Below are 19211 nucleotides of genomic sequence, written 5' to 3'. Positions count from 1 at the left end.
CGACATGCCCAAGGGTGTCCCCGAGAGCGTTCCCGACGACGGCCTGACGACCCGTCAGCGCCGTACCCTGCCGATCACCGCCGTGCACACCGGCCCCGGCAAGGGCAAGTCCACCGCCGCGTTCGGCATGGCGCTGCGCGCCTGGAACCAGGGCTGGCCGGTCGGGGTGTTCCAGTTCGTGAAGTCCGCCAAGTGGAAGGTCGGCGAGGAGAACGCGCTGCGCGTGCTCGGCGCCTCCGGCGAGGGCGGGACCGTCGACTGGCACAAGATGGGCTCCGGCTGGTCCTGGATCCAGCGCACCGACGCGATGGAGCTGGACAGCGAGGCGGCGGCCAAGGAGGGCTGGGAGCAGGTCAAGCGCGACCTGGCCGCCGAGACCTACCGCTTCTACGTGCTGGACGAGTTCACCTACCCGATGCACTGGGGCTGGATCGACCCGGACGAGGTGGTGGCCGTGCTGAAGGACCGCCCGGGCAGCCAGCACGTGGTGATCACCGGCCGGTACGCGCCGCAGGCGCTCACCGACGCCGCCGACCTGGTCACCGAGATGACGAAGGTCAAGCACCCCATGGACGCCGGCCGCAAGGGCCAGCGCGGTATCGAGTGGTAGTTCGTTGAACAACATCCCCCGTCTCGTCGTCGCGGCGCCCTCCTCGGGCGCCGGCAAGACCACCATCGCCACCGGTCTGATCGCCGCGCTCGGCGCGCGCGGGCTGGCCGTCTCGCCGCACAAGGTCGGCCCGGACTACATCGACCCCGGCTACCACGGGCTGGCCGCCGGGCGGCCGGGCCGCAACCTGGACGCGTTCATGTGCGGGCCGGAGCGGATCGCCCCGCTCTTCCTGCACGGCGCCGCCGGGGCGGACGTGGCGGTGGTCGAGGGCGTGATGGGCCTGTTCGACGGCGCCTCCGGGCGCGGCGAGCTGGCGTCCACCGCGCACGTGGCCAAGCTGCTGCGGGCCCCGGTGGTGCTGGTGGTGGACGCCTCCTCGCAGTCCCGCTCGGTGGCGGCGCTGGTGCACGGCTTCGCCTCCTGGGACCCGCAGGTGCGGCTGGCCGGGGTGATCCTCAACCGGGTCGCCTCCGACCGCCACGAGCAGTTGCTGCGGGAGGCCCTGGAGGAGGGCTCGGGGGTGCCGGTGCTGGGCGCGGTGCGGCGCTCGGCGGCGGTCGCCACGCCGTCCCGGCACCTGGGGCTGATCCCGGCCGTGGAGCGCTCGGCGGAGGCGCTGCGGGCGGTGGCGGACATGGGCGCGCTGGTCGCCGGCTCGGTGGACCTCGACGCGGTGCTGGCGCTGGCGCGGACCGCCCCGCCACTGGACGCCGAGCCGTGGGACCCCTCGGGCGAGGTGTCCCACGTCGAGGGCGCGCCGCGGATCGCGGTGGCCGGGGGCGCGGCGTTCTCCTTCTCGTACGCGGAGAACGCCGAGCTGCTGAGCGCGGCCGGCGCCGAGGTGGTGCCGTTCGACCCGCTGCACGCCGACGGCCTGCCGGCGGGCACGGCGGGCCTGGTGATCGGCGGCGGGTTCCCCGAGCTGTACGTCCGGGAACTCAGTGCGAACGATCAACTGCGCTCCGCGATCGCGGCGTTCGCGGCCTCGGGCGGACCGGTCTCGGCCGAGTGCGCCGGACTGCTCTACCTCGGGCGCGAGTTGGACGGGCTGCCGATGTGCGGGGTACTGGACACCTCGGCCCGGATGACCGAGCGGCTGACCCTCGGGTACCGGGAGGCCGTCGCGCTGCACGACTCGCCGCTGGCGCCGGCCGGGGCCAGGCTGCGGGGGCACGAGTTCCACCGGACGGTCTGCGAGCCGGGTCAGGGCGAACGGCCCGCCTGGGGCTGGCGATTGCCGACCGGTCCGCGCACCGAGGGATTCGCGGGCGCGGCCGGGGCGGAGAATATTCACGCTTCGTATCTGCACCTGCACTGGGCGGGATACCCGCAGCTCGCCGCCTCCTTCACGGCGGCCGCGGCGGCGTACCGGGCGGGCTGAGCGGCACCCGGCGGAAACCGACAGGGCTTCGGGTCTGGTGCTGCGGGCATGCGGAGCGTCAAAATAGGGACAGAAAACCGCATATCACCCGTTTCGCAATCGGTACCGGCCAGACCCGACCGCCCGTCGGCGAGCCGGCCCGATTGCCGGCGACCTCCCCACCCGGCGGAGCGCCGACCACGCCCCAGCGGCGCCGCACACGCCCCGGCGGGGTGAGCAGGCTCGAAGGAGCCGTCACCATGCGTCACACATTAACCCCGTTGCGTCCCCGTTCCCTCCCCAACGACCTGTCCCGTCCGCGCTCCTGTCCGGTCCCGCTGTCACCGGACGCGCTCCAGGCGCTCCACGACGAGTACCTGAACCTGATCGAGACCCGCCGGCTGCCCAAGTTCATCACCTTCGGCCAGTACTACTACGTCTGGCGATCCCGGGTGCGCGGCGAGAACGTCATCGGGCTCGACGACGGGGCCACCCGCCCCGGTCCCAGCACCGACGCCCAGCTGATCACCCGTCCGAGCAAGCAGCTCAAGGGCGTCGTGCGGACCATGGTGCTGCTGGTGGAGTTCCCCGACCTGCCCCACGACCCCGCGAACACCCCCGAACACTTCAAGGAGCTGCTGTTCAGCTCCGGTACCTTCGCCACCGGCTCGATGCGCGACTACTACCGGCTGATCAGCGGCTTCGACGCGACCGACCCGAGCGCCGGCGGCATCGACGTCCAGGGCGAGGTGCACGGCTGGTTCCAGCTGCCGCACCCGATCTCCTTCTACGCCGACAACCAGTCCGGCCAGGGCAACCCGCCCAGGAACGAGCAGGGCATGGCCGCCGACGCCCTGGAGATCGCGATCAAGAAGGGCGGCGTGCAGTTCACCAAGGACTTCGACGCCCTCGGCACGGGCGACGTCACCGCCCTGTTCGTCGTCCACGCCGGCACCGGTGCCGAGGCGGTCGAGGACCCGGCCAAGGTGCCGGACGCCCTGTGGAGCGCCAAGTGGCTCAACGACGACCCCACCCCCGTCGCGCCCGGCCTGGCCATGCAGACCTTCCTGACCGTCCCCGAGGACTGCAAGGTCGGCGTCTGCTGCCACGAGTGGGGCCACCTCGCCTGCGGCTACGCCGACTACTACGACACCGGCGACATCGAGTTCACCAAGTCCAACGGCCTCGGCAACTACTGCCTGATGGCGGCCGGCTCCTGGGGCAACAAGGGCATCACCCCGGTGTACCCGAACGGCATGCTGCGGATGTTCCAGGGCTGGACCACCCCGAAGCTGATCGAGAGCACCACCAAGGACCTCACCCTGCACCCGGTCTCCGAGGGCGGCGACATCCTGTTCGTCCGCAGCCCGCGGATGACCCGAACGCAGTACATCATCGTCGAGTACCGGCGCCAGAGCGGGCAGGACGAGTTCCTGCCGGACCAGGGCATCGCCGCGTACGTCGTCGACGAGAGCATCGACAACGTCAACGACGAGAAGCACCTCGCCATCGAGCTGATGCAGGCCGACGGCCGGCGCGACCTGGCGAAGATCTTCGGCCAGGGCAACCGTGGCGACGACACCGACCTCTACCCGTCGCTCGGCAACACCAGCATCGGCGAGCACACCCTCCCGGCGCTGAACGAGCCCGGCGGCACCTGGAGCGGCGTCACCCTCGACGTCGCGGGCACGCCCGGTGCGGACCGGATGGAAGTGAGCGTGACCATCGAGTGACCACCCGGTCCTACCTGGACCGCCCCTCTAGAGTGATCGGATGACCGATTGTCAGGTGATCGTCCTCAACGGGGGCTCCAGCTCCGGGAAGTCCAGCATCGCCCGCCACTTGCAGGAGGTGCTGCCGGTCCCCTGGCTGACCCTCGGGGTGGACACGCTGATCGCCGCCCTGCCCGCCGCGTTGCGCGGCTCCGGCGGTGGCTCCGGCGGAGCCGCGCCCGGCGCGGTTGGTGAGGCCGGACCGGGCAGCGGCGGCGATCGCGGCGTGTCCGCTCGGGAGGCGGTCCCCTCGTCGCAGGGGGCGGGCATCGGCGGGGCGGGCATCGGCGGGCTGGAGCACGGCGACGGAACGGTGACCGTCGGGCCGGCGTTCGCCGCGCTGGACGCCGCCTGGACGCTCGGCGTCGCGGCGATGGTCCGGGCCGGCGCGCGGATCGTGGTCGACGAGGTGTTCCTCGGCGCCACCGCCTCCCAGCGGCGCTGGCGCGGGGCACTGGACGGCCTGAACGTGCTCTGGGTCGGCGTGCGCTGCGCGCCCGAGGTGGCCGCCGCCCGTGAACGGGCCCGCGGCGACCGCGTCCCCGGGATGGCCGCGGCCCAGGCCGAGGCGGTGCACCGGGGCGTGCGCTACGACCTGGAGGTGGACACCGCCGTGCTGGACGCGGCGGCCTGCGCCCGGCTGATCGCCGACCGGGCGCTCGGCCGCTGAAGCACGGCCGCGGAGCCCGCGTGAACCGGCATCAGGCCGCCGGCCTCAGGACGCCGGCGTCAGGACGCCGGCATCAGGACACCGCCTCAGGCCGCGGCCTCGGCCAGGCCGAACCGCACGCCGGTCAGCTCCTCCGAGAGCGCCCAGAGCCGGCGGGCCGCCCCGGGGTCGGCCGCCGGGGGGCCGAGCCGGACCGGGGTCGGCGCGCCGCGCAGTTCGCCCCGGCCGTCCGGCCCGATGAACTCCCCGCCCCGGGCGGCCGGTTCGGTCGCCGCGTAGAGCTGCGGCAGCGCGCCGTCCGCCGGGCGCTGGGCGAGCGGCCTGAGCAGCCGTCCGAAGAGCAGCCGGGTGAGGCCGGTGGGCCCGCTGGTCTGCAGGTTGGTGGCGGTGTAGCCGGGGTGGGCGAGCAGGCTGCGCACCGGGCTGCCGGACGCGGTCAGCCGGCGGTGGAGCTCGCGGCCGAAGAGCGCGTTGGCGAGCTTCGACTGGTCGTAGAAGGCCATCGGCGAATAGCCGCGCACGCCGGTGAGGTCGTCGAAGCGGATCCGCCCCTTGCGGTGGTTGAGCGAGCTGACGGTCACCACGCGCGGGTCGCGGCCGGCGGCGAGGGCGTCGAGCAGCAGGCCGGTGAGGGCGAAGTGGCCGAGGTGGTTGACGGCGAACTGCAGCTCGTGGCCCTGCGGGCTGAGCGCGCGGGGCGGGGCGAACACGCCCGCGTTGTTGACGAGGACGTCCAGCCGGGGGTGATCGGTGCGCAGCCGGTCGGCGAAGGTCCAGACGGTGTCGAGATCGGCCAGGTCGAGGTGGCGGACCTCCAGTCGCTCGGCGAGGCGCTCGGCGAGGCGGGCGTCCCCGGCGGCGGAGGTGAGGCCGGCGACGGCGCGGCGGCCCCGTTCCTCGTCGCGGACCGCCAGGACCACCCGCCCGCCGCGTTCGGCCAGCGCCCGGACGGTGGCCAGTCCCAGCCCGCTGCTCGCGCCGGTGACGACGAACACCCGCCCGCTCTGGTCCGGGATCCGCCCGGCGTTCCAGCCCGCACTGCCGTCCGTTGGTTCCAAAGGCTTCATGTGGCAGATGCTGCCGCGAGTGTCACTCGGTGTCAAGGCGCTACTGGATGACATCCCCGGCATGGCGTTACGATCGTCGGGTGACTCCCGGACCCGCCGTCAGCCTGGCCCAGCGCAAGCGTCAACTCGTCGAGGACGAACTGACCGAGGCCGCCTTCCGGCTGCTCACCGCCCAGGGGTTCGACGCGGTCACCGTGGACACGATCGCGGCCGAGGCCGGGGTGTCCAAGCGGACGTTCTTCCGCTACTTCGCGTCCAAGGAGGACGTGATCGTCCGGTTCCTGGCCGACCTGGGCAGCGGCATCCGCGCCGAACTGGCCGCCCGCCCCGCCGGCGAACCCCCCTCGGCGGCACTGCGGCAGGCCGTCTCGGTGCCGCTGACCGTCTGCGGCACGCACGGCGAACACGGCGAGCGGCCACTGCGGGCCGTCCAGCTGATCCTGCGCACCCCGGCCCTGCACGCACGCTTCCTGGAGCGGCAGGCCGAGTGGCGCGAGGGGCTGTCGGCGGAGCTGGCCGCCCGCCTGGGGCGCGACCCGGCCACCGACCTCTACCCCCGGCTCGCGGCCGGGATGGCGCTCACCGCCTTCGGCGCCGTCCTGGAGCGGTGGAGCGACAGCGACGGCGCCGCCGACCCGGCCGCCCTGACGGCCGAGGCCTTCGCCGTCCTCGCCCCGGCCCTGGACGCCGCGGCCCCTTCGTAGTCCGGCAGCGTCGCGAGGCAGGACGGCAGCGGGGCGGCCCCGGCAGGTGCCGGAGCCGCCCCCACGACCGCAGTCGGGCCTACTTGCCCTTGGTGGCGGGCGCCGGCTTCACGGGCGCCTGCCCCTTGGAGCCGGTGGTGTTCTTGGTGCCCGTGGAGCCCTTGGTGCCCGGCGCGACGATCTGCACGGTGGCACCCTTGGTGCAGGTCGTCGTCCCCCGGAACGGCGTGGTCGGACTCTCGTTGACGTAGACGCACCGCCCGATGTCCGTCGGCCCGAGCGGGGTGGTGGCGTCGTACGACACCCGGACCCGGACGGTAGTCGTCGAGTTGGCGCGGAGGCTGGAGTCCCGGCCCTGGAGGTAGACCCCGGGGTTGTCGTCGGGAATGCCCTTGTAGACCTTCTTCAGGGTGGTCCAGGTGCCGTTCGGCCTGCGGACCTGGACGGTGGCGTGCGGGTCGACGAACAGGGTGTTGGCGACGTTGATGTAGTTCGACGGCGTGGAGTTCTTCACCACGGCGTCGAACTCGATCGGTGCGCCGCCCGCGACCGCGGTGGCCGGGACGCGGGACAGCGAGGGCGAGATGTTCCGGACCTTGATCCCCTTGGTCACGATGTCCGCCGCGGCCCCGCGGGCACCGATACCCAAGCGGGACTCGAGGGCCACCGACTGGACCCAGCCGTTGCTGGCACCGTTGTGCGGCAAACCCATCGGAACGCCGATCCGCAGACGCAGCGTCACACTGCTGTGCGCCGGGATCTCGAACGCCCGGGGAACCTCACCGTCATAGGCGAGGCCCCCCGTGCTGTCGGCCGTCAGCGGAACGGACTTCCACGTGCCCTTGGCCGGGTCGCGGTAGTCAATGACGATGGCGTGGTCGCTCGCCACCTGTCCGTCGCTGGTGACCCTCAGGTGAAGGTGGTAGTCGGCCTTCTGGGAACCGGTGTTGGTGATGGTCTCGGTGAACTCGACCGGCTGCCCGGCGCCTCCGACCGCAGCCGGGGCGTTCACCTTGAGCTTCCCCGTCGGTATGGGGTTCGCGGAGGCGGTGGGCGCCGACATCAGGACGGTCCCGCCCGCCAGGGCGGTCGCGAGGACGGTGGCGGCGGCGGCACGAACGGCCGTGTGGCGCGCGCGGCCCTGGTGGCCGGTAACAGTTGAACGCATGGGAAGTCCCCCCCCAGTTTGCGCTGCCGGCACCTGCCGGCAGCGATCGGTGACGTGTCGAACGGTCTTGCTTCATGCCCTGGGGCGACTCCGGCGGCGACCACCGGAGCCCCCCTGGTCGCTGCCGTCAGGCGCGGCGGCGGCGGACGACCCAGGAGGCGGCGCCGGCGCCGACGGCGAGCAGGGCGACGCCGGCCGCCGCGTACGACGGGGTCCGCTCGGACGAGCCGGTCGAGGCCAGCTCGACCGCGCCCGGGGCCGCCGCCACGGGGGCGGTGGTGGCCGACGCGGACGGGGCGGGGGCGACGGGGGCGGCCACGGGCGCGGCGTCCTTGCCCGTGGGCGCGTCCTTGACGGCGGGCGCCTCCTTCACGGCGGGCGGCTGCTTCACCGCGGGCGCCTCCTTCACGGGCGCGCCCTTGCCGACGGACGCCTCCTTCACGGACGCCTCCTTCACGGGCGGCTGCTCCTTGGACGCCGAGGCGCCCGGCGCGACGATCTTCACGGTCGCCCGCTCGGCGCACATCGTCGTCCCCGAGAAAGGCCGCGCCGGGTTCTCGTTGACGAAGACGCACGGGTTCACCGTCACCGGACCGAGCGGAGTGGTCGCGTCGAACGACATCCGGACCCGCAGGGTGGTCGTCGAGTTGGCGCCGATCGAGGAGTCACGGCCCTCCAGGTAGACCCCGAGGCCGTCGTCGACACCGCCGCCCTGGACCGGCGTCAGCGCGCTCCAGGCGCCGTTCGCCTTGCGGACCTCGACGTGGGCGTGCGGGTCGATGCCCAGGACGTTGGCGACGTTGACGTAGTTCGAGGCCGTGGGGTTCTTCAGCACGGCGTCGAACTCGATGGGCGCGCCGCCCGCGACCGCGGTGCCCGGGACGCCGGACACCCCGGTCCTGAGGCCGTCGACCGTGATCGTGTCGGTCACCTCCACCGCCGGCGCCCCGTGGGCACCGATGGCCACGGAGGACTCCAGGGCCAGGGAGGGGATCCCCCCGTTGCCGGCGCCGTTGTGCGGCCGGCCCATCGGCAGCCCGATCCGCAGCTTCACCGTCGCACTCCGGTGCGCCGGGATCTGCAGGGAGAAGGGCAGCTGACCCCGGTAGGCGGTGTCGCTCCACTGGCCGTCGATCCACAGCGGAACGGACTTCCACGCGCCGTCGGCCGGGTCGCGGTAGTCGATGGCGATGCCGTCCGTCTGCGGCAGGCCGGCGCCGGTGACGGCCTTCAGGAAGAGCTGGAACCCGGAATCCATGGAGCTGGTGTTGGTGACGGTCTCGGTGAACTCGACCGGCTGGCCGGCGAGTCCGATCACGGCCGGGGCGTCGACCTTGAGCTCCGCCGTCGGCACGTCGTCCTGCGCGAGGGCGGCGGGCGCCGCGAGCAGGACGGTCCCGCCCGCGAGCACGGTCGCGAGGACGGTGGCGGCGGCGCGGCGCGAGCGGTTCCGACGGCCGGAAATGGTCGTGCGCATAAGAACTTACCCCCCATTTCTGTTGCGGGCAGGAGCCGGCAGCAGATGGTCAGTCGAATGAATTCCCACGGGCGGACGGACATCGTTCCGACCGGCCCGGGAGTGACGGCGCGCCGTGCCGTGAACCCCTCCCCGGCCCGTGCGCTCAAGGCTTGTTCGTGCCTTGTGGTCAGTCAGACATCGCTCGGGGCGGAACGGTTGCACACCCACGGAAGGAATTTTTCCGGGTCTCACCGGGAATGCCGGACCGCCCCCGGAAGGGCGTGACGAATCGGGTGATTCGTCACCGAACTCCGCGCGGAGGGAAGGGTCAGCGCGTGGACGCCGGGTCGTCGGAGTCCGCGCCGGCCGGGGGGAGGGTGAGGGTGGCGAGGGCGCCGCCGTCGGGGTGGTTGGCGAAGACGAGGGTGGCGCCGATGACGCGGGTGTGGCCGCGGGCGATGGTGAGGCCGAGGCCGTGGCCCTTGCCGCGTTCGCGGACGCTGGTGCGGAAGCGCTGCGGGCCGTCCCGCAGGAGCTCGTCGGGGAAGCCGGGGCCGTGGTCGCGGACGGTGATGCGGTGGCCGTCGACGCTCAGGTGGATGGTGCCGCCGCCGTGGCGGTCGGCGTTGAGGAGGAGGTTGCCGAGGATCCGGTCGAGGCGGCGCAGGTCGGTGCGCACGGACGCGTCGGCCGCCACCTCGACCGCCACGTCCAGGCCGGTCAGCGCGACCGTGCGCCGCACCGCGCGTTCCAGCGGCACCGCCGAGAGGTCGGGCAGTTCGGCGTCGGCGTCCAGCCGGGAGACCTCCAGGAGGTCCTCGACCAGCCCGCGCAGCGCCTGCACCCGGTTCTGCACCAGCTGGGTGGGGCGCCCCGGGGGCAGCAGTTCGGCGGCGGTGACCAGCCCGGTCAGCGGGGTGCGCAGCTCGTGGGCGACGTCGGCGGTGAACCGCTGCTCGTCCTCCAGCCGCCGGTGCAGTTCCCGGGACATCAGGTCGACCGCGGCCGCGAGGTCGGCCACCTCGTCCCGGCCGTCGACGAGTTCGCCGATCCGGGCGTCGGTGCGCCCGGCGGCGATGCCGCGGGCCGCCGTGGCCGCCGTCCGCAGCCGCCGGCTGATCCGGTCCGCGACCAGCACGCCGACCAGCACGGTGATGAAGACCGACGCGACGACGGTGATCAGGATGATCCGGTCGAGGTCGGCGATGGCCTGGCGGTCCTGGGCGAAGTCGAGCCGCACGGAGAGCACCCCGCCGCGGACCGGGCCCGCCGCCCAGACCGACTCCCCCTCGGGCCCCCGGGCGAGCAGCGAGCCGCGCCGCCCCTCCGCGGCGAGGGTGCGCAGCCGCGCGGGCAGCGCCGGGTCGTCCAGCGCCGCGTGCCGGCGGTCGCCTCCCGTGACGTCATCGCCGCGCTGGTACGCCCCGAGCGCCGTGTCCAGCGCGGTGAGCGCGGAGCCGCGCGCCTGGTCGACGTGCTGGCGGACCATCGCCTGGTGGACGAGCAGGCCGACGGCCACCGCGACCAGGACGGAGATGGCGGCGACGGCGGTGGCGATCTGGCGGCGCAGGGTCATTCGGAGCGCCTCAGCTTGTAGCCGAAGCCGCGGACGGTCTCGATCCGCCCGCCGCCGATCTTGGCGCGCAGCCGCTGCACGTGGACGTCGACCACGCGGGTGTCGGCGCCCCACTCGTAGTCCCAGACCCGCTCCAGCAGGACGGCGCGCTCCAGCACGATGCCGGGCGCGGCGGTGAACTCCAGGAGCAGGCGCAGTTCGGTGGGGGTGAGCGGGACGAGCCGGCCGTGCACCCGGACCTCCATGGAGTCGGTGTCCACCTCCAGGCCGTCGAAGCTGCGGACGGGGGTGCGCGGTTCGGGGGCCGCCGGTTCGGGGGCGGCGGGTCCGGGCACGGGCACGGGAGCCCGGACGGGCGCGGGCTCCGGCTCGGGCACGGCCGGGACGACCCGGATGCGGCGCAGCACGGTGCGGATCCGGGCGACCAGCACCGCGCTCTCGAACGGCTTGACCACGTAGTCGTCCGCGCCCGCCTCCAGGCCGGACACCACGTCGACCGGGTCGGTGCGCGCCGACATCATCAGGATCGGCAGCTGGCTCTCCTCGCGGATCCGCCGGCACAGACCGACCCCGTCGAGCAGCGGCAGCATCACGTCGAGCAGCACCAGGTCGGGCCGCTCGGCGTGGAACATCTCCAGCCCCTCCAGGCCGTCGGCGGCCGTGGACACCGGGAAGCCGTAGCGTTCCAGGGCCATCCGGGTGGCCTCCCGGATCACCTCGTCGTCCTCGACGATCAGGATGCGGGGGTGGCTCGGTGGCGTGGGGTTCATGGCGCGGTCTCCGGACGGGAGGAGGGCACGACGGGTGCGGGCGTGGGCGTGGCCGTGCGGGGCTGGCCGGGCTGCGGCGGCTTCGCGACGGGTGAGCCGGCGCCCGCGCCGGAGCCCGTCCCCGGGTCGGCGGCGTCGGGCCGCCGGACGGCGGGCGGGGTCGGCAGGGGGAAGGGCACGACGCCCACGCCGGAACCCGTCGGGCGCAGGCTGTTGGGCCTCTCCAGGGGGGAGGCGGTCGGCGTCGGCTCGGGCTCCGGGGTCGGCCCGGTGCCTTCGACCTTCTGGTCGGTCAGGACGAGCCGCGCGCCGTCCCAGCCGTAGCGGCGGCTGGTCCGGGACTGGATGGTGGTGGGCTCGTACAGCAGCAGGTCGGTGCCGATCGTCACGGCGCCGAACCGTTTCAGCAGCTGCACCCTCAGCACGGGCATCAGCCGGTCGCCGGACGCGGCGTAGACGTGCAGCACGTCCATGTCGGCGAGGCCGACGACGACCAGCAGTTCGGGCCGGCCGTCGCCGGTGAGGTCGCGGTACTCGGCGTCGCGGATCTCGCAGCCCGCGCACGGGTCGAGGGCGCGCCGCTCGTCCTGGCTCACGCCGGGGTCCTTGGCCAGCAGCGCGCGCACGTCGACGGCCGTGACGTCCTGCCCGGGGACGGTGACGTCCGGGACCGGCTGGGGCGCCGGTTCCGGGGTGCGGCCCGCCGCCGGGTCCGGCGGCGGGGCGGTGGCCTGGCCCGGCCAGAGCGGGACGCTGGCGAGCGGGGGCGCGACGGGCTCGGCGGTGCCGTGGTCACGCAGCCCGCCGGGGGCGCCGCAGCCGGTGGCGAGGGCCAGGGGTGCGGCGGCGAGCAGGCCCAGGAGGAGCGCGGGCAGGCGACGGACGGTGGTGCTCATCCTCCGGTGGCCCTCCTGGTCCGCGGTGACGTGCCGGTTCGTGTCCGGTGGGTAGGTCGTCCGGACGGCACCCGCCGGTTCCCCGGTGGGTGCCGTCCGGCAGAGTAGCCGCAGCCCGATCAGTGGGCGGAGGCGGCCGGGTCGACCAGGTCCGCCAGGACGATGATGTTGTCCGTCCAGTGCCCGTCGGCGCCGATCCGGCCGCCGCAGGTGATCAGGCGCAGCTCGGGCGCCGTCGTGTCGCCGTACACCGCGGCGGTCGGGAACTCGTCCTTCGCGGCCTGGAGCAGCGAGCGGACCCGGAAGTCCACGGTGCCGCCGTCCTCGCGCCGCACCTGGATCCGGTCCCCCGGCCGCAGCTTCGGCAGTCCCCGGAAGACCGCCGGGCCGTGTGCGGTGTCGTAGTGCCCGATCAGGACGGCCGGTCCGGTCTCGCCCGGGGTCGGGCCGTTGCGGTACCAGCCGACCTCGTCGGCCCGGTCGGCGGCGGGTACCTCGACCGTGCCGTCGGCGTTCAGGCCGAGCCCGGTCACCGGGGCGTCGACGCCGGCCGCCGGGACGAGCAGGCGGGTCGGCGGCGAGGCCGCGAACGGGCGCGGCGCGGTGGTGCCGGCGGTTGCGGTGCCGGCGGCCGCCGGCGCCGCCACCGGCGGCACGGGGGTGCCCGTCGGTGGCGTGGTGCCCTGCCGGGCCGAGGTCTCCACCCGGACCACCGGGGGCTCCCCCTGGCCCGAGAGCGCCACGGTCGCGCCGAGCGCCACGCAGAGCAGCCCGGCCGCACCGAAGACGCTCCGGTTCAGCCCGCCCGTTCCCGGTCCACCGTGCCGGGCGCGCCCCGCACGGCGGCGCCCGCCTCGGTGGCCGTCGTCAGCCGCGCGCACCGGAGCGGCGGCGCAGCACGGCGAAGCCGAGCGCCCCTGCCCCGATGGCGGCGACCGCGCCACCGCCGACGAGCTTCAGACCGGACGAGTCGCCCGCGGCGGACCCGTCACCGGCCTGGGCGGCGCCCTTGGGCACCTCGCGGACCTGCGGCTGCCCGGCCGGGGCGCCGCCGGTGCCGTTGCCCGCCGCCTCCTTGGGTACGGGGGTGACGACGGGCCGGGCCGACGCCTCCTTGGGCATCGGGCTGACGGTCGGCCGGGTCGCGTCCTTGGGCACCGGGCTGACGGTCGGCCGGGCCGCCGGGGGCGCGGTCGGCGTGATCACGGGCACGGCCGGCGTGGCCGGGGCCGCGGTCGGCGTGACCGGGGCCGCCGTCGGCGTGGCCGGGGCCGGGGCGGCACCCGAGCCGCCGTCGGCCCAGGCCTGCCCGCCGGTGACGACGGTCAGCAGCGCGGCACCGGTCAGGGCGCAGACGGCGGTCAGCCGCACGACGGCCCGGTTCCTGGTCGTACGCGTAGCCATACGGACTCTCCTTCATCCTCGTGACGCGGAACCCGGCCGGGTGTGGCCGGTGCGTCGGGAGAGACGGTAGGAAGCCCGTGTCGCGGTCCCCGGCCGGTCGTGTCACGACGGCTCATCGACTGCGTAACGGCCCGCCGTCACGACGTCCGCGGTCACGGCGCCCGGGGTCACGGCGCCCGCGTGCTCAGCGGCGGGTGAGCCGGTCCAGCGGGCCGGGCCTCTCCGGGGCGAAGGCCGCGCCGCTGCGCAGCCCCCGGTAGCCGATGACGAGCGCCTCGCCGAGGAAGCCGGTGCCGATGGCGAGGTTGAGCGGGCGGGCGTCCTCGTGCATGCCGAGCCTGCGGGCGACCAGGCCGTAGAGCGCCGAGGCCGACCCCGAGGAGGCAGCCGCCGGCCACCCAGGCCACGTCGGCGCCGTCCAGCCCGTCGACCTCCAGGACGGCCCAGACACCGAGGGCGGTGAGCACCACCGGCGGGCCGAAGAGGTCGCGGACGTTGACCGGTTCACCGATCGACCGCCTGACGACGACCGCGACGGCGGCCACGGCGATGTCGCAGGATCGAGCGCGGGCCGGACCGCGGCCGGAGGCCGGGACGCCGTCCGGTCCGTACGGTGGCGGTATGAGCGTCGACCTCGACAAGTACTTCGCACGGATCGGGTGGGACGGCGAGCGCTCGCCCACCCTGGACACGCTCCGGTCACTGCAGCACGCGCACCTGCTGGCCGTGCCGTTCGAGAACATCGACGTCGTGATGGGCACCGTCCCGTCGCTGGACGTCGCCGACCTCGAAGCCAAGATCGTCGCGGGCGCGCGCGGCGGCTACTGCTTCGAGCACAACACCCTGTTCGCCGCCGTACTGGAGCAGTTGGGCTACGGCGTGGCCCGCCACACCGGCCGGGTGCGGGTGCGCGCCCGGCCCGGGGAGGTCCGGCCGCGCACCCACCTGGTGCTGGCCGTCCGGGTGCCCGGGGCGGGCGCGACGCGCTACCTGGTGGACGTCGGGTTCGGGTCGGCGGACGCCCTGCTGGAGCCGCTGCCGATGATCCCCGGCGTGATCCGGGAGGGCCGGGGCCGCCGGCACCTGCTGGCCCTGGAGGAGGCGGACGGGCCCGTGCCGGTGTGGGTGCTCCGGGCACGGACCGGCGACGGATGGCGGGAGCTGGTGTCGTTCACCCTCGACCCGGCGCCGCCGCCCGACATCGCCGTCGCCAACTGGTACGTGGCCACCCACCCGCGCTCGCCGTTCCGCCGCCTCTTCGCGCAGCGCACGCTCGCCGCCGGCCACCTGTCGCTCGACGGCACCACGCTCACCCGCACCGCGCACGACGGCACCGTGACGGTGGAGGAGCTCGACGGCGCGCCGGGGATCCGGGCGGTCCTGGAGTCCGAGTTCGGCATCACCCCGCCGCCCGGCCTGCGCGCCCAGCGCGAGGACTGACCGCCGGAGCCAGGGCGCGGGCTCAGCAGACGGCCGGCACCGTGACCGTGGCGCTCACCGTCGGCCGGCCCGTCCGGATGGTGGTGAACTTGGCGGTGATGCCGACGCCGCACGGGACGGTGGCCGCCACCGGACCGACCGTGATCCCACCGCCCCCCACGACAGCGCCGAGGTCCTCGCGCTCCAGGACGGAGCCGGCGGTGGTGCGCAGCTCCAGCTCGAAGCCGGCCATCTGCGGGGCCCCGCCGGCCGATCCCACCCAGCCGGTGGCGGAGGCGAGGCGGCCGTCGATCGTCAGGCAGACCGACGTGCCGACGCCGTAGCCGCAGGTGGTCGTGTCCGTGGGCCGGGCGGTGGCCTGGGTGGCGCCCGCGACGCCGAGCCCGGACAGCGCGGCGCCGACCGCGAGGACCGCAACGAAACGCTTCATCGGAGTTCTCTCCTTCGAGGACAGGAGGGGCTTTGAGGATGTGCCATGTCACGCTTCACATGGCAGATGCTTCCACCCGGCCCGCCACCCACTCCCGGACGGCCCCAAATCCCGTCAGGAGTACTGGATTTGACCCCTCCGTGGCGCGATTCCGCGCCCCGCCCCGCCGGATCGCCTCCGGCGGGGCGGAACCCGGGGGTCACTCGGTGCGGTAGGCGTCCAGGACGGTCTGGTCGAGGGTGTTGCCGTCGGCGTCGGTCAGCTCCGCCCGCAGCGAGACGCCTGCCCCCGCCGCCGGGTTGCGGACCGTCACGGCGCCGGCCTCGACCGGCAGGCCGGCCCAGGAGACGCCGCCGTCGGTGGACGCCGAGACCGTCAGCGAGCGGACGCGGCCGTCGGCGGCGGCGCCCTGCACGGTGACCGGCACCCGGATCGCGCTCCCGGCCGGCGCGGTGCCGGTCGGGCTCAGCTCGGGCGAGAACCGCACGACGCTGACCGGCACCGCGGCCGGCCCGGTGGTCGTGGCCGAGGCGAAGGTCCACGACGCGTTCAGCCGGGTGGTCGCGCCGCTCGCGGCCTTGCGGGTCACCGTGGCGGCCAGCCGGTAGGAGGCCTGCCCCGGGGGCACGGTGAAGGCGGCGCGTCCGGCCGCGGCGTCCTCGCCGGACCGGGCGCCGACCAGCACGCCGTCGCGGTACAGCGAGGTGTAGGCGGTGTCGAAGGACGGCGCCGCCGACATGTGGCCGTCGCCGTCGGCGAGCAGCGGGATCCTCGCGGTGATCGTGTCGCCGTCGCGTTCGACGCCCCGGCCCGGCGGCAGGGCGGGGGCGAAGACGGCGTTGCCGAAGGTGTGCGTGGTGGTGGCCCCGGCCGGGACGGCGATGCCGTCGGCGAAGTAGCGGTTCGTCCAGTTGTCGGACGCGGCGAAGGTGACGTCCCAGGGGCCGCGCTCGGGCGTCACGTAGACGGTCGCGGTGGCGGGGTCCGGCATGGAGAAGGAGCCGCCGACGGTCGAGCCGGCGGACGGTCCGGGGGTGGGGGCGATGTCGAAGGCCGCGCTCCCCCCGGCGCCCGGGCGGACCGCGCCGCGGATCCGCACGGCGCCCAGCTCCTGCGCGGTGTAGCGGTGGGTGAGCCCGCTCAGCGCGCGCGAGCCGGTGTGGGTCCGGCCGAGGGCGTAGCCGCCGGTGGCGGTGCTCCAGTAGGAGTCGAACCACTGCCGCACCGATCCCGCCTCGGACTCGGGCCCGAGGTGGGCCACCCGCAGGGTCGGCGTCGCCTTGACGATGCTGGCCATCCGGGTGGCCCCCTGGTGCGTGACCTCCAGGAACATCCCGCTGGTCACGAAGACCGCGGAGCCGTCCGGGGGCCGGAGGTCGAAGGGGGCGGTGGTCCGCGCGTCGACGGTGACGGTCGTGTCGTGGTCGAGGTCCAGGCGCGGCTGGACGATCCAGTCCTCGCCGTCCGCCGCGTCGTCGGTGTAGAGATCGCTCTCCAGCAGGTACCGGCCCTTGGGCAGCCGCACGGTGGTGACGCCGGAGGGGTCGTGCGGCTGCACCGACAGATCGGCACCGGCGCCGGAGATCCCGGTGACGGAGGTGCGGTAGTGCGCGGGCGCCTGGCCGGAGCGGTCCAGGTGCCGGATCGTCAGCGTGTACGTCTCGGGCTCGGCGGCGAGGGCCGTGCCGCCCCAGGCGGGCGTCACGCCGGCCACCAGCGCGACGGCGACGGCCAGGGCCCGCAGGGCGGTGCGGCGGGGTACGGAAGTAGCGGTCATGCCCTGACCTGCCCGTTCGGCGCCCGGAGTTCCTGTGATCCGGGCCACGTCCGGACGGAACGGCGACGCCGGGGGCGCTCTCCCCGGTCAGCCGGCCGGGGTCCCGGCGTCCGCGGGCTCGGCGGTCAGGCCGGCGGTGAGGAAGGCGACCACGGTGGAGAACGCGGGGAAGGACGGTTCGGCGGAGGCGTCCACCTCGGCGGCGAGCGGCCGCCCGTAGGTCTCCAGCAGCGCGGTGAAGGCGAGCCGCCAGCGGTCGGTGATCTCGCGGACGGTCAGGTCGGGCAGCGCCCGGCCGAGCACGACCTCGAACGGGGCGGTGCCCGCCCAGGGGGAGCCGCTGAGCGGCCGGTCGGCGGTGAGCATGGTCTGGGCGAGCAGCCGGCAGAGCATCCGGCCGCGCTCGGTGCGCACCAGTTCGTCGAACGGTCCGGCGACGGCCGTGACGAGCGCGCGCACCTGGGCCGGCCCCGCGGTCGCGGGCAGGTGGGTGGCCGCCTCCAGCCGCTCCCGCCACAGCGGGAACAGCTCGCGCCCGAGCAGCGCGGTGACCAGGCCCTCCCGGGAGCCGAAGTGGTAGTGCACCGCGCCGGGGTTGAGGCCCGCCTCCGCGTTGATCGCCCGGACCGAGACCTGGCCCACGCCGCGCTGGAGGAAGAGCCGCTCGGCGGCCGCGAGCAGCCGGTCCCGGGTCGAGGCGGGGTCCGGGGTCGGGTTCTGGTCCTGAGCTGTTCCATCCGGCATGCCGCCATTGCACCACACGCGACCGAGTTACCATCCAATCAGTGATTGAATCGCGATTGGCGAATGAACGAGAGGCTTCCACCATGGGTACCTACGCCGTCACCGGCTCCGCTTCGGGCATGGGCGCCGCCAGCGCCGCCGTCCTCCGGGAGGCCGGCCACACCGTCATCGGCGTCGACCTCCGCGACGCCGACATCACCGCCGACCTCGGCACCGCCGAAGGCCGCCGGGCCGCCGTCCAGGGGATCCTGGACGCCTCCGGCGGGGCCCTGGACGGCGTGGCCGCGGTGGCCGGCGTCGGCCCCGCGATGAAGGACGCCGCCGCGGTGGCCTCCATCAACTACTTCGGCCCGGTCGCCCTGCTGGAGGGGCTGCGCCCGGCGCTCGCCCGCTCGGCGGCGGGGCGCGCGGTCGTGATCGGCTCCAACTCCTCGACCACCGTCCCGATGATCGACGAGCGGCTGGTCGGCCTGCTGCTCGCGGGCGGCGAGGACGCGGCCCGCGAGCACGCCCGGGCGGCCCAGGAGGCGCTGCCCGCCGGGGCGGTGCGGGAGGCGCCGAGCATCTCCGCCTACGCGACCTCCAAGTTCGCGCTGGCCCGCTGGGTGCGCCGGACCGCCGTCACGCCGGCGTGGGCCCGCGAGGGCGTGCTGCTCAACGTCATCGCGCCCGGCGCGGTGGTCACCCCGCTGATGCTCGGGTCCACCGGCGCGGGCGAGGACCTGGACGCCGACGCCTTCCCCACCCCCATGCCGCTGGGCGTCTTCGGCCGGCCCGAGGACATCGCCTTCTGGGTGCACCAGTTCCTGCGGCCCGAGGCCCGCTTCACCACCGGGGTCACCCTGTTCGTCGACGGCGGCACGGACGCCGCGGTGCGGCCGGACGCCCAGCCCACCGCGCTGACGCTCTGACACGCGGCGCGCTGGGAGGTGCGCCGCCCGGGCCTACCGGGCGGCGCGGCCCGGCGCGGCCGTGACCGCGCGGCCGAGGTCGAGCAGGCTCAGGCCGAACATCAGCACGCCGAGGGGCACGTGCGGCGCGGGGTGGTGGGTGACGCCCAGGACCACCTGGGCCGAGGCGAGCACGAGGAACCCGGTGGCGTACAGGATCGGGCGGGCCGGGCCGCCGCCCGGACGCCAGGCCAGGACGGCGGCGAGCAGGTAGAGCATCGAGGCGCCGTACATCACCCGGGCGCCGACGCCGTGCAGCGTCTCCCCGTAGGCGGTGGAGAGCAGCAGGCCGGCGGTGGCCGCCTGGAAGAAGATCGCCAGGGTCTGCAGGGCGACCGCGACCTGCGAGAACGTGAAGCCGCGGCGGGCGGCGGCGGTCGGTGCGGTACTCGTCGGGATGGCCATGGTGCG

The 19211-nt window shown here is 74.8% G+C and carries 20 protein-coding genes; 7 read left to right on the top strand and 13 right to left on the bottom strand.

The window, feature by feature from the left end:
- Positions 1-4: 4 nt before the first annotated feature.
- The 4 genes from cobO to ABT238_RS10665 all read left to right on the top strand — a co-directional run bounded on the left by cobO (position 5) and on the right by ABT238_RS10665 (position 4415).
- Complete coding sequence (gene cobO / locus ABT238_RS10680) at positions 5-610, top strand: cob(I)yrinic acid a,c-diamide adenosyltransferase (protein WP_350569682.1); 606 nt, start codon at positions 5-7, stop codon at positions 608-610.
- Positions 611-614: 4 nt separating this feature from the next.
- Positions 615-1994, top strand: coding sequence for a cobyrinic acid a,c-diamide synthase CobB (locus ABT238_RS10675; RefSeq protein ID WP_350569680.1), 1380 nt, complete (start codon positions 615-617; stop codon positions 1992-1994).
- 239 nt (positions 1995-2233) lie between these two features.
- A complete protein-coding gene (locus ABT238_RS10670) occupies positions 2234-3706 on the top strand; it encodes a M6 family metalloprotease domain-containing protein (RefSeq protein WP_350756515.1) in 1473 nt (490 codons plus the stop codon).
- Positions 3707-3746: 40 nt separating this feature from the next.
- A complete protein-coding gene (locus ABT238_RS10665; RefSeq protein WP_350569676.1) occupies positions 3747-4415 on the top strand; it encodes a chloramphenicol phosphotransferase CPT family protein in 669 nt (222 codons plus the stop codon).
- A gap of 86 nt (positions 4416-4501) precedes the next feature.
- Here the strand turns inward: ABT238_RS10665 and ABT238_RS10660 are convergent, their stop codons facing one another.
- Positions 4502-5482: an oxidoreductase gene (locus ABT238_RS10660; RefSeq protein ID WP_350569674.1), complete on the bottom strand. Its 981-nt coding sequence runs from the start codon at positions 5480-5482 to the stop codon at positions 4502-4504.
- A gap of 80 nt (positions 5483-5562) precedes the next feature.
- On the opposite strand from ABT238_RS10660, the gene ABT238_RS10655 reads away from it, so the two are divergent.
- A complete protein-coding gene (locus ABT238_RS10655; RefSeq protein ID WP_350569673.1) occupies positions 5563-6186 on the top strand; it encodes an acyl-CoA-like ligand-binding transcription factor in 624 nt (207 codons plus the stop codon).
- 79 nt (positions 6187-6265) lie between these two features.
- On the opposite strand, the gene ABT238_RS10650 is transcribed toward ABT238_RS10655, so the two are convergent.
- The 8 genes from ABT238_RS10650 to ABT238_RS10615 form a co-directional block, all read right to left on the bottom strand.
- A complete protein-coding gene (locus tag ABT238_RS10650) occupies positions 6266-7354 on the bottom strand; it encodes a hypothetical protein (RefSeq protein ID WP_350756512.1) in 1089 nt (362 codons plus the stop codon).
- A 127-nt stretch (positions 7355-7481) separates the two neighbouring features.
- Positions 7482-8831: a hypothetical protein gene (locus ABT238_RS10645; RefSeq protein WP_350756510.1), complete on the bottom strand. Its 1350-nt coding sequence runs from the start codon at positions 8829-8831 to the stop codon at positions 7482-7484.
- Between the two features lie 310 nt (positions 8832-9141).
- Positions 9142-10389, bottom strand: coding sequence for a sensor histidine kinase (locus tag ABT238_RS10640; protein ID WP_350756508.1), 1248 nt, complete (start codon positions 10387-10389; stop codon positions 9142-9144).
- Positions 10386-11159, bottom strand: coding sequence for a two-component system response regulator CseB (cseB, locus tag ABT238_RS10635; RefSeq protein WP_350569668.1), 774 nt, complete (start codon positions 11157-11159; stop codon positions 10386-10388). Before cseB ends, ABT238_RS10640 begins: the two co-directional genes overlap by 4 nt.
- The gene (locus ABT238_RS10630; RefSeq protein ID WP_350569666.1) at positions 11156-12055 is read right to left on the bottom strand and encodes a hypothetical protein; all 900 of its coding nucleotides are present in this window, start codon (positions 12053-12055) and stop codon (positions 11156-11158) included. Before ABT238_RS10630 ends, cseB begins: the two co-directional genes overlap by 4 nt.
- Positions 12056-12174: 119 nt before the next feature.
- Positions 12175-12816 (bottom strand): class F sortase, encoded by a 642-nt coding sequence (locus ABT238_RS10625; RefSeq protein WP_350756506.1) that lies wholly within the window; start codon positions 12814-12816, stop codon positions 12175-12177.
- A gap of 106 nt (positions 12817-12922) precedes the next feature.
- Complete coding sequence (locus tag ABT238_RS10620) at positions 12923-13459, bottom strand: hypothetical protein (protein ID WP_350569663.1); 537 nt, start codon at positions 13457-13459, stop codon at positions 12923-12925.
- A 184-nt stretch (positions 13460-13643) separates the two neighbouring features.
- A complete protein-coding gene (locus tag ABT238_RS10615) occupies positions 13644-13790 on the bottom strand; it encodes a hypothetical protein (RefSeq protein ID WP_350569661.1) in 147 nt (48 codons plus the stop codon).
- A gap of 290 nt (positions 13791-14080) precedes the next feature.
- Here ABT238_RS10615 and ABT238_RS10610 point away from each other — a divergent pair, with 290 nt between their 5' ends.
- On the top strand, positions 14081-14899 hold the full coding sequence (locus tag ABT238_RS10610) for an arylamine N-acetyltransferase family protein (RefSeq protein ID WP_350569659.1): 819 nt from the start codon (positions 14081-14083) through the stop codon (positions 14897-14899).
- Positions 14900-14921: 22 nt separating this feature from the next.
- Here the strand turns inward: ABT238_RS10610 and ABT238_RS10605 are convergent, their stop codons facing one another.
- From ABT238_RS10605 to ABT238_RS10595, 3 genes are all read right to left on the bottom strand, one after another.
- Complete coding sequence (locus ABT238_RS10605; protein ID WP_350756504.1) at positions 14922-15329, bottom strand: hypothetical protein; 408 nt, start codon at positions 15327-15329, stop codon at positions 14922-14924.
- 199 nt (positions 15330-15528) lie between these two features.
- The gene (locus ABT238_RS10600) at positions 15529-17106 is read right to left on the bottom strand and encodes a serine protease (protein ID WP_350569655.1); all 1578 of its coding nucleotides are present in this window, start codon (positions 17104-17106) and stop codon (positions 15529-15531) included.
- Between the two features lie 87 nt (positions 17107-17193).
- Complete coding sequence (locus ABT238_RS10595; protein WP_350756502.1) at positions 17194-17850, bottom strand: TetR/AcrR family transcriptional regulator; 657 nt, start codon at positions 17848-17850, stop codon at positions 17194-17196.
- 83 nt (positions 17851-17933) lie between these two features.
- On the opposite strand from ABT238_RS10595, the gene ABT238_RS10590 reads away from it, so the two are divergent.
- Positions 17934-18761, top strand: a complete 828-nt coding sequence (locus ABT238_RS10590) for an SDR family oxidoreductase (RefSeq protein WP_350756500.1) — start codon at positions 17934-17936, stop codon at positions 18759-18761.
- A gap of 33 nt (positions 18762-18794) precedes the next feature.
- On the opposite strand, the gene ABT238_RS10585 is transcribed toward ABT238_RS10590, so the two are convergent.
- Positions 18795-19205, bottom strand: coding sequence for a hypothetical protein (locus tag ABT238_RS10585; RefSeq protein WP_350569649.1), 411 nt, complete (start codon positions 19203-19205; stop codon positions 18795-18797).
- Positions 19206-19211: the final 6 nt, after the last annotated feature.

It is taken from the genome of Kitasatospora sp. NPDC001527 (assembly GCF_040298605.1).
Lineage (GTDB): Bacteria > Actinomycetota > Actinomycetes > Streptomycetales > Streptomycetaceae > Kitasatospora.
This window is presented reverse-complemented; position numbering and strand designations above follow the sequence as displayed.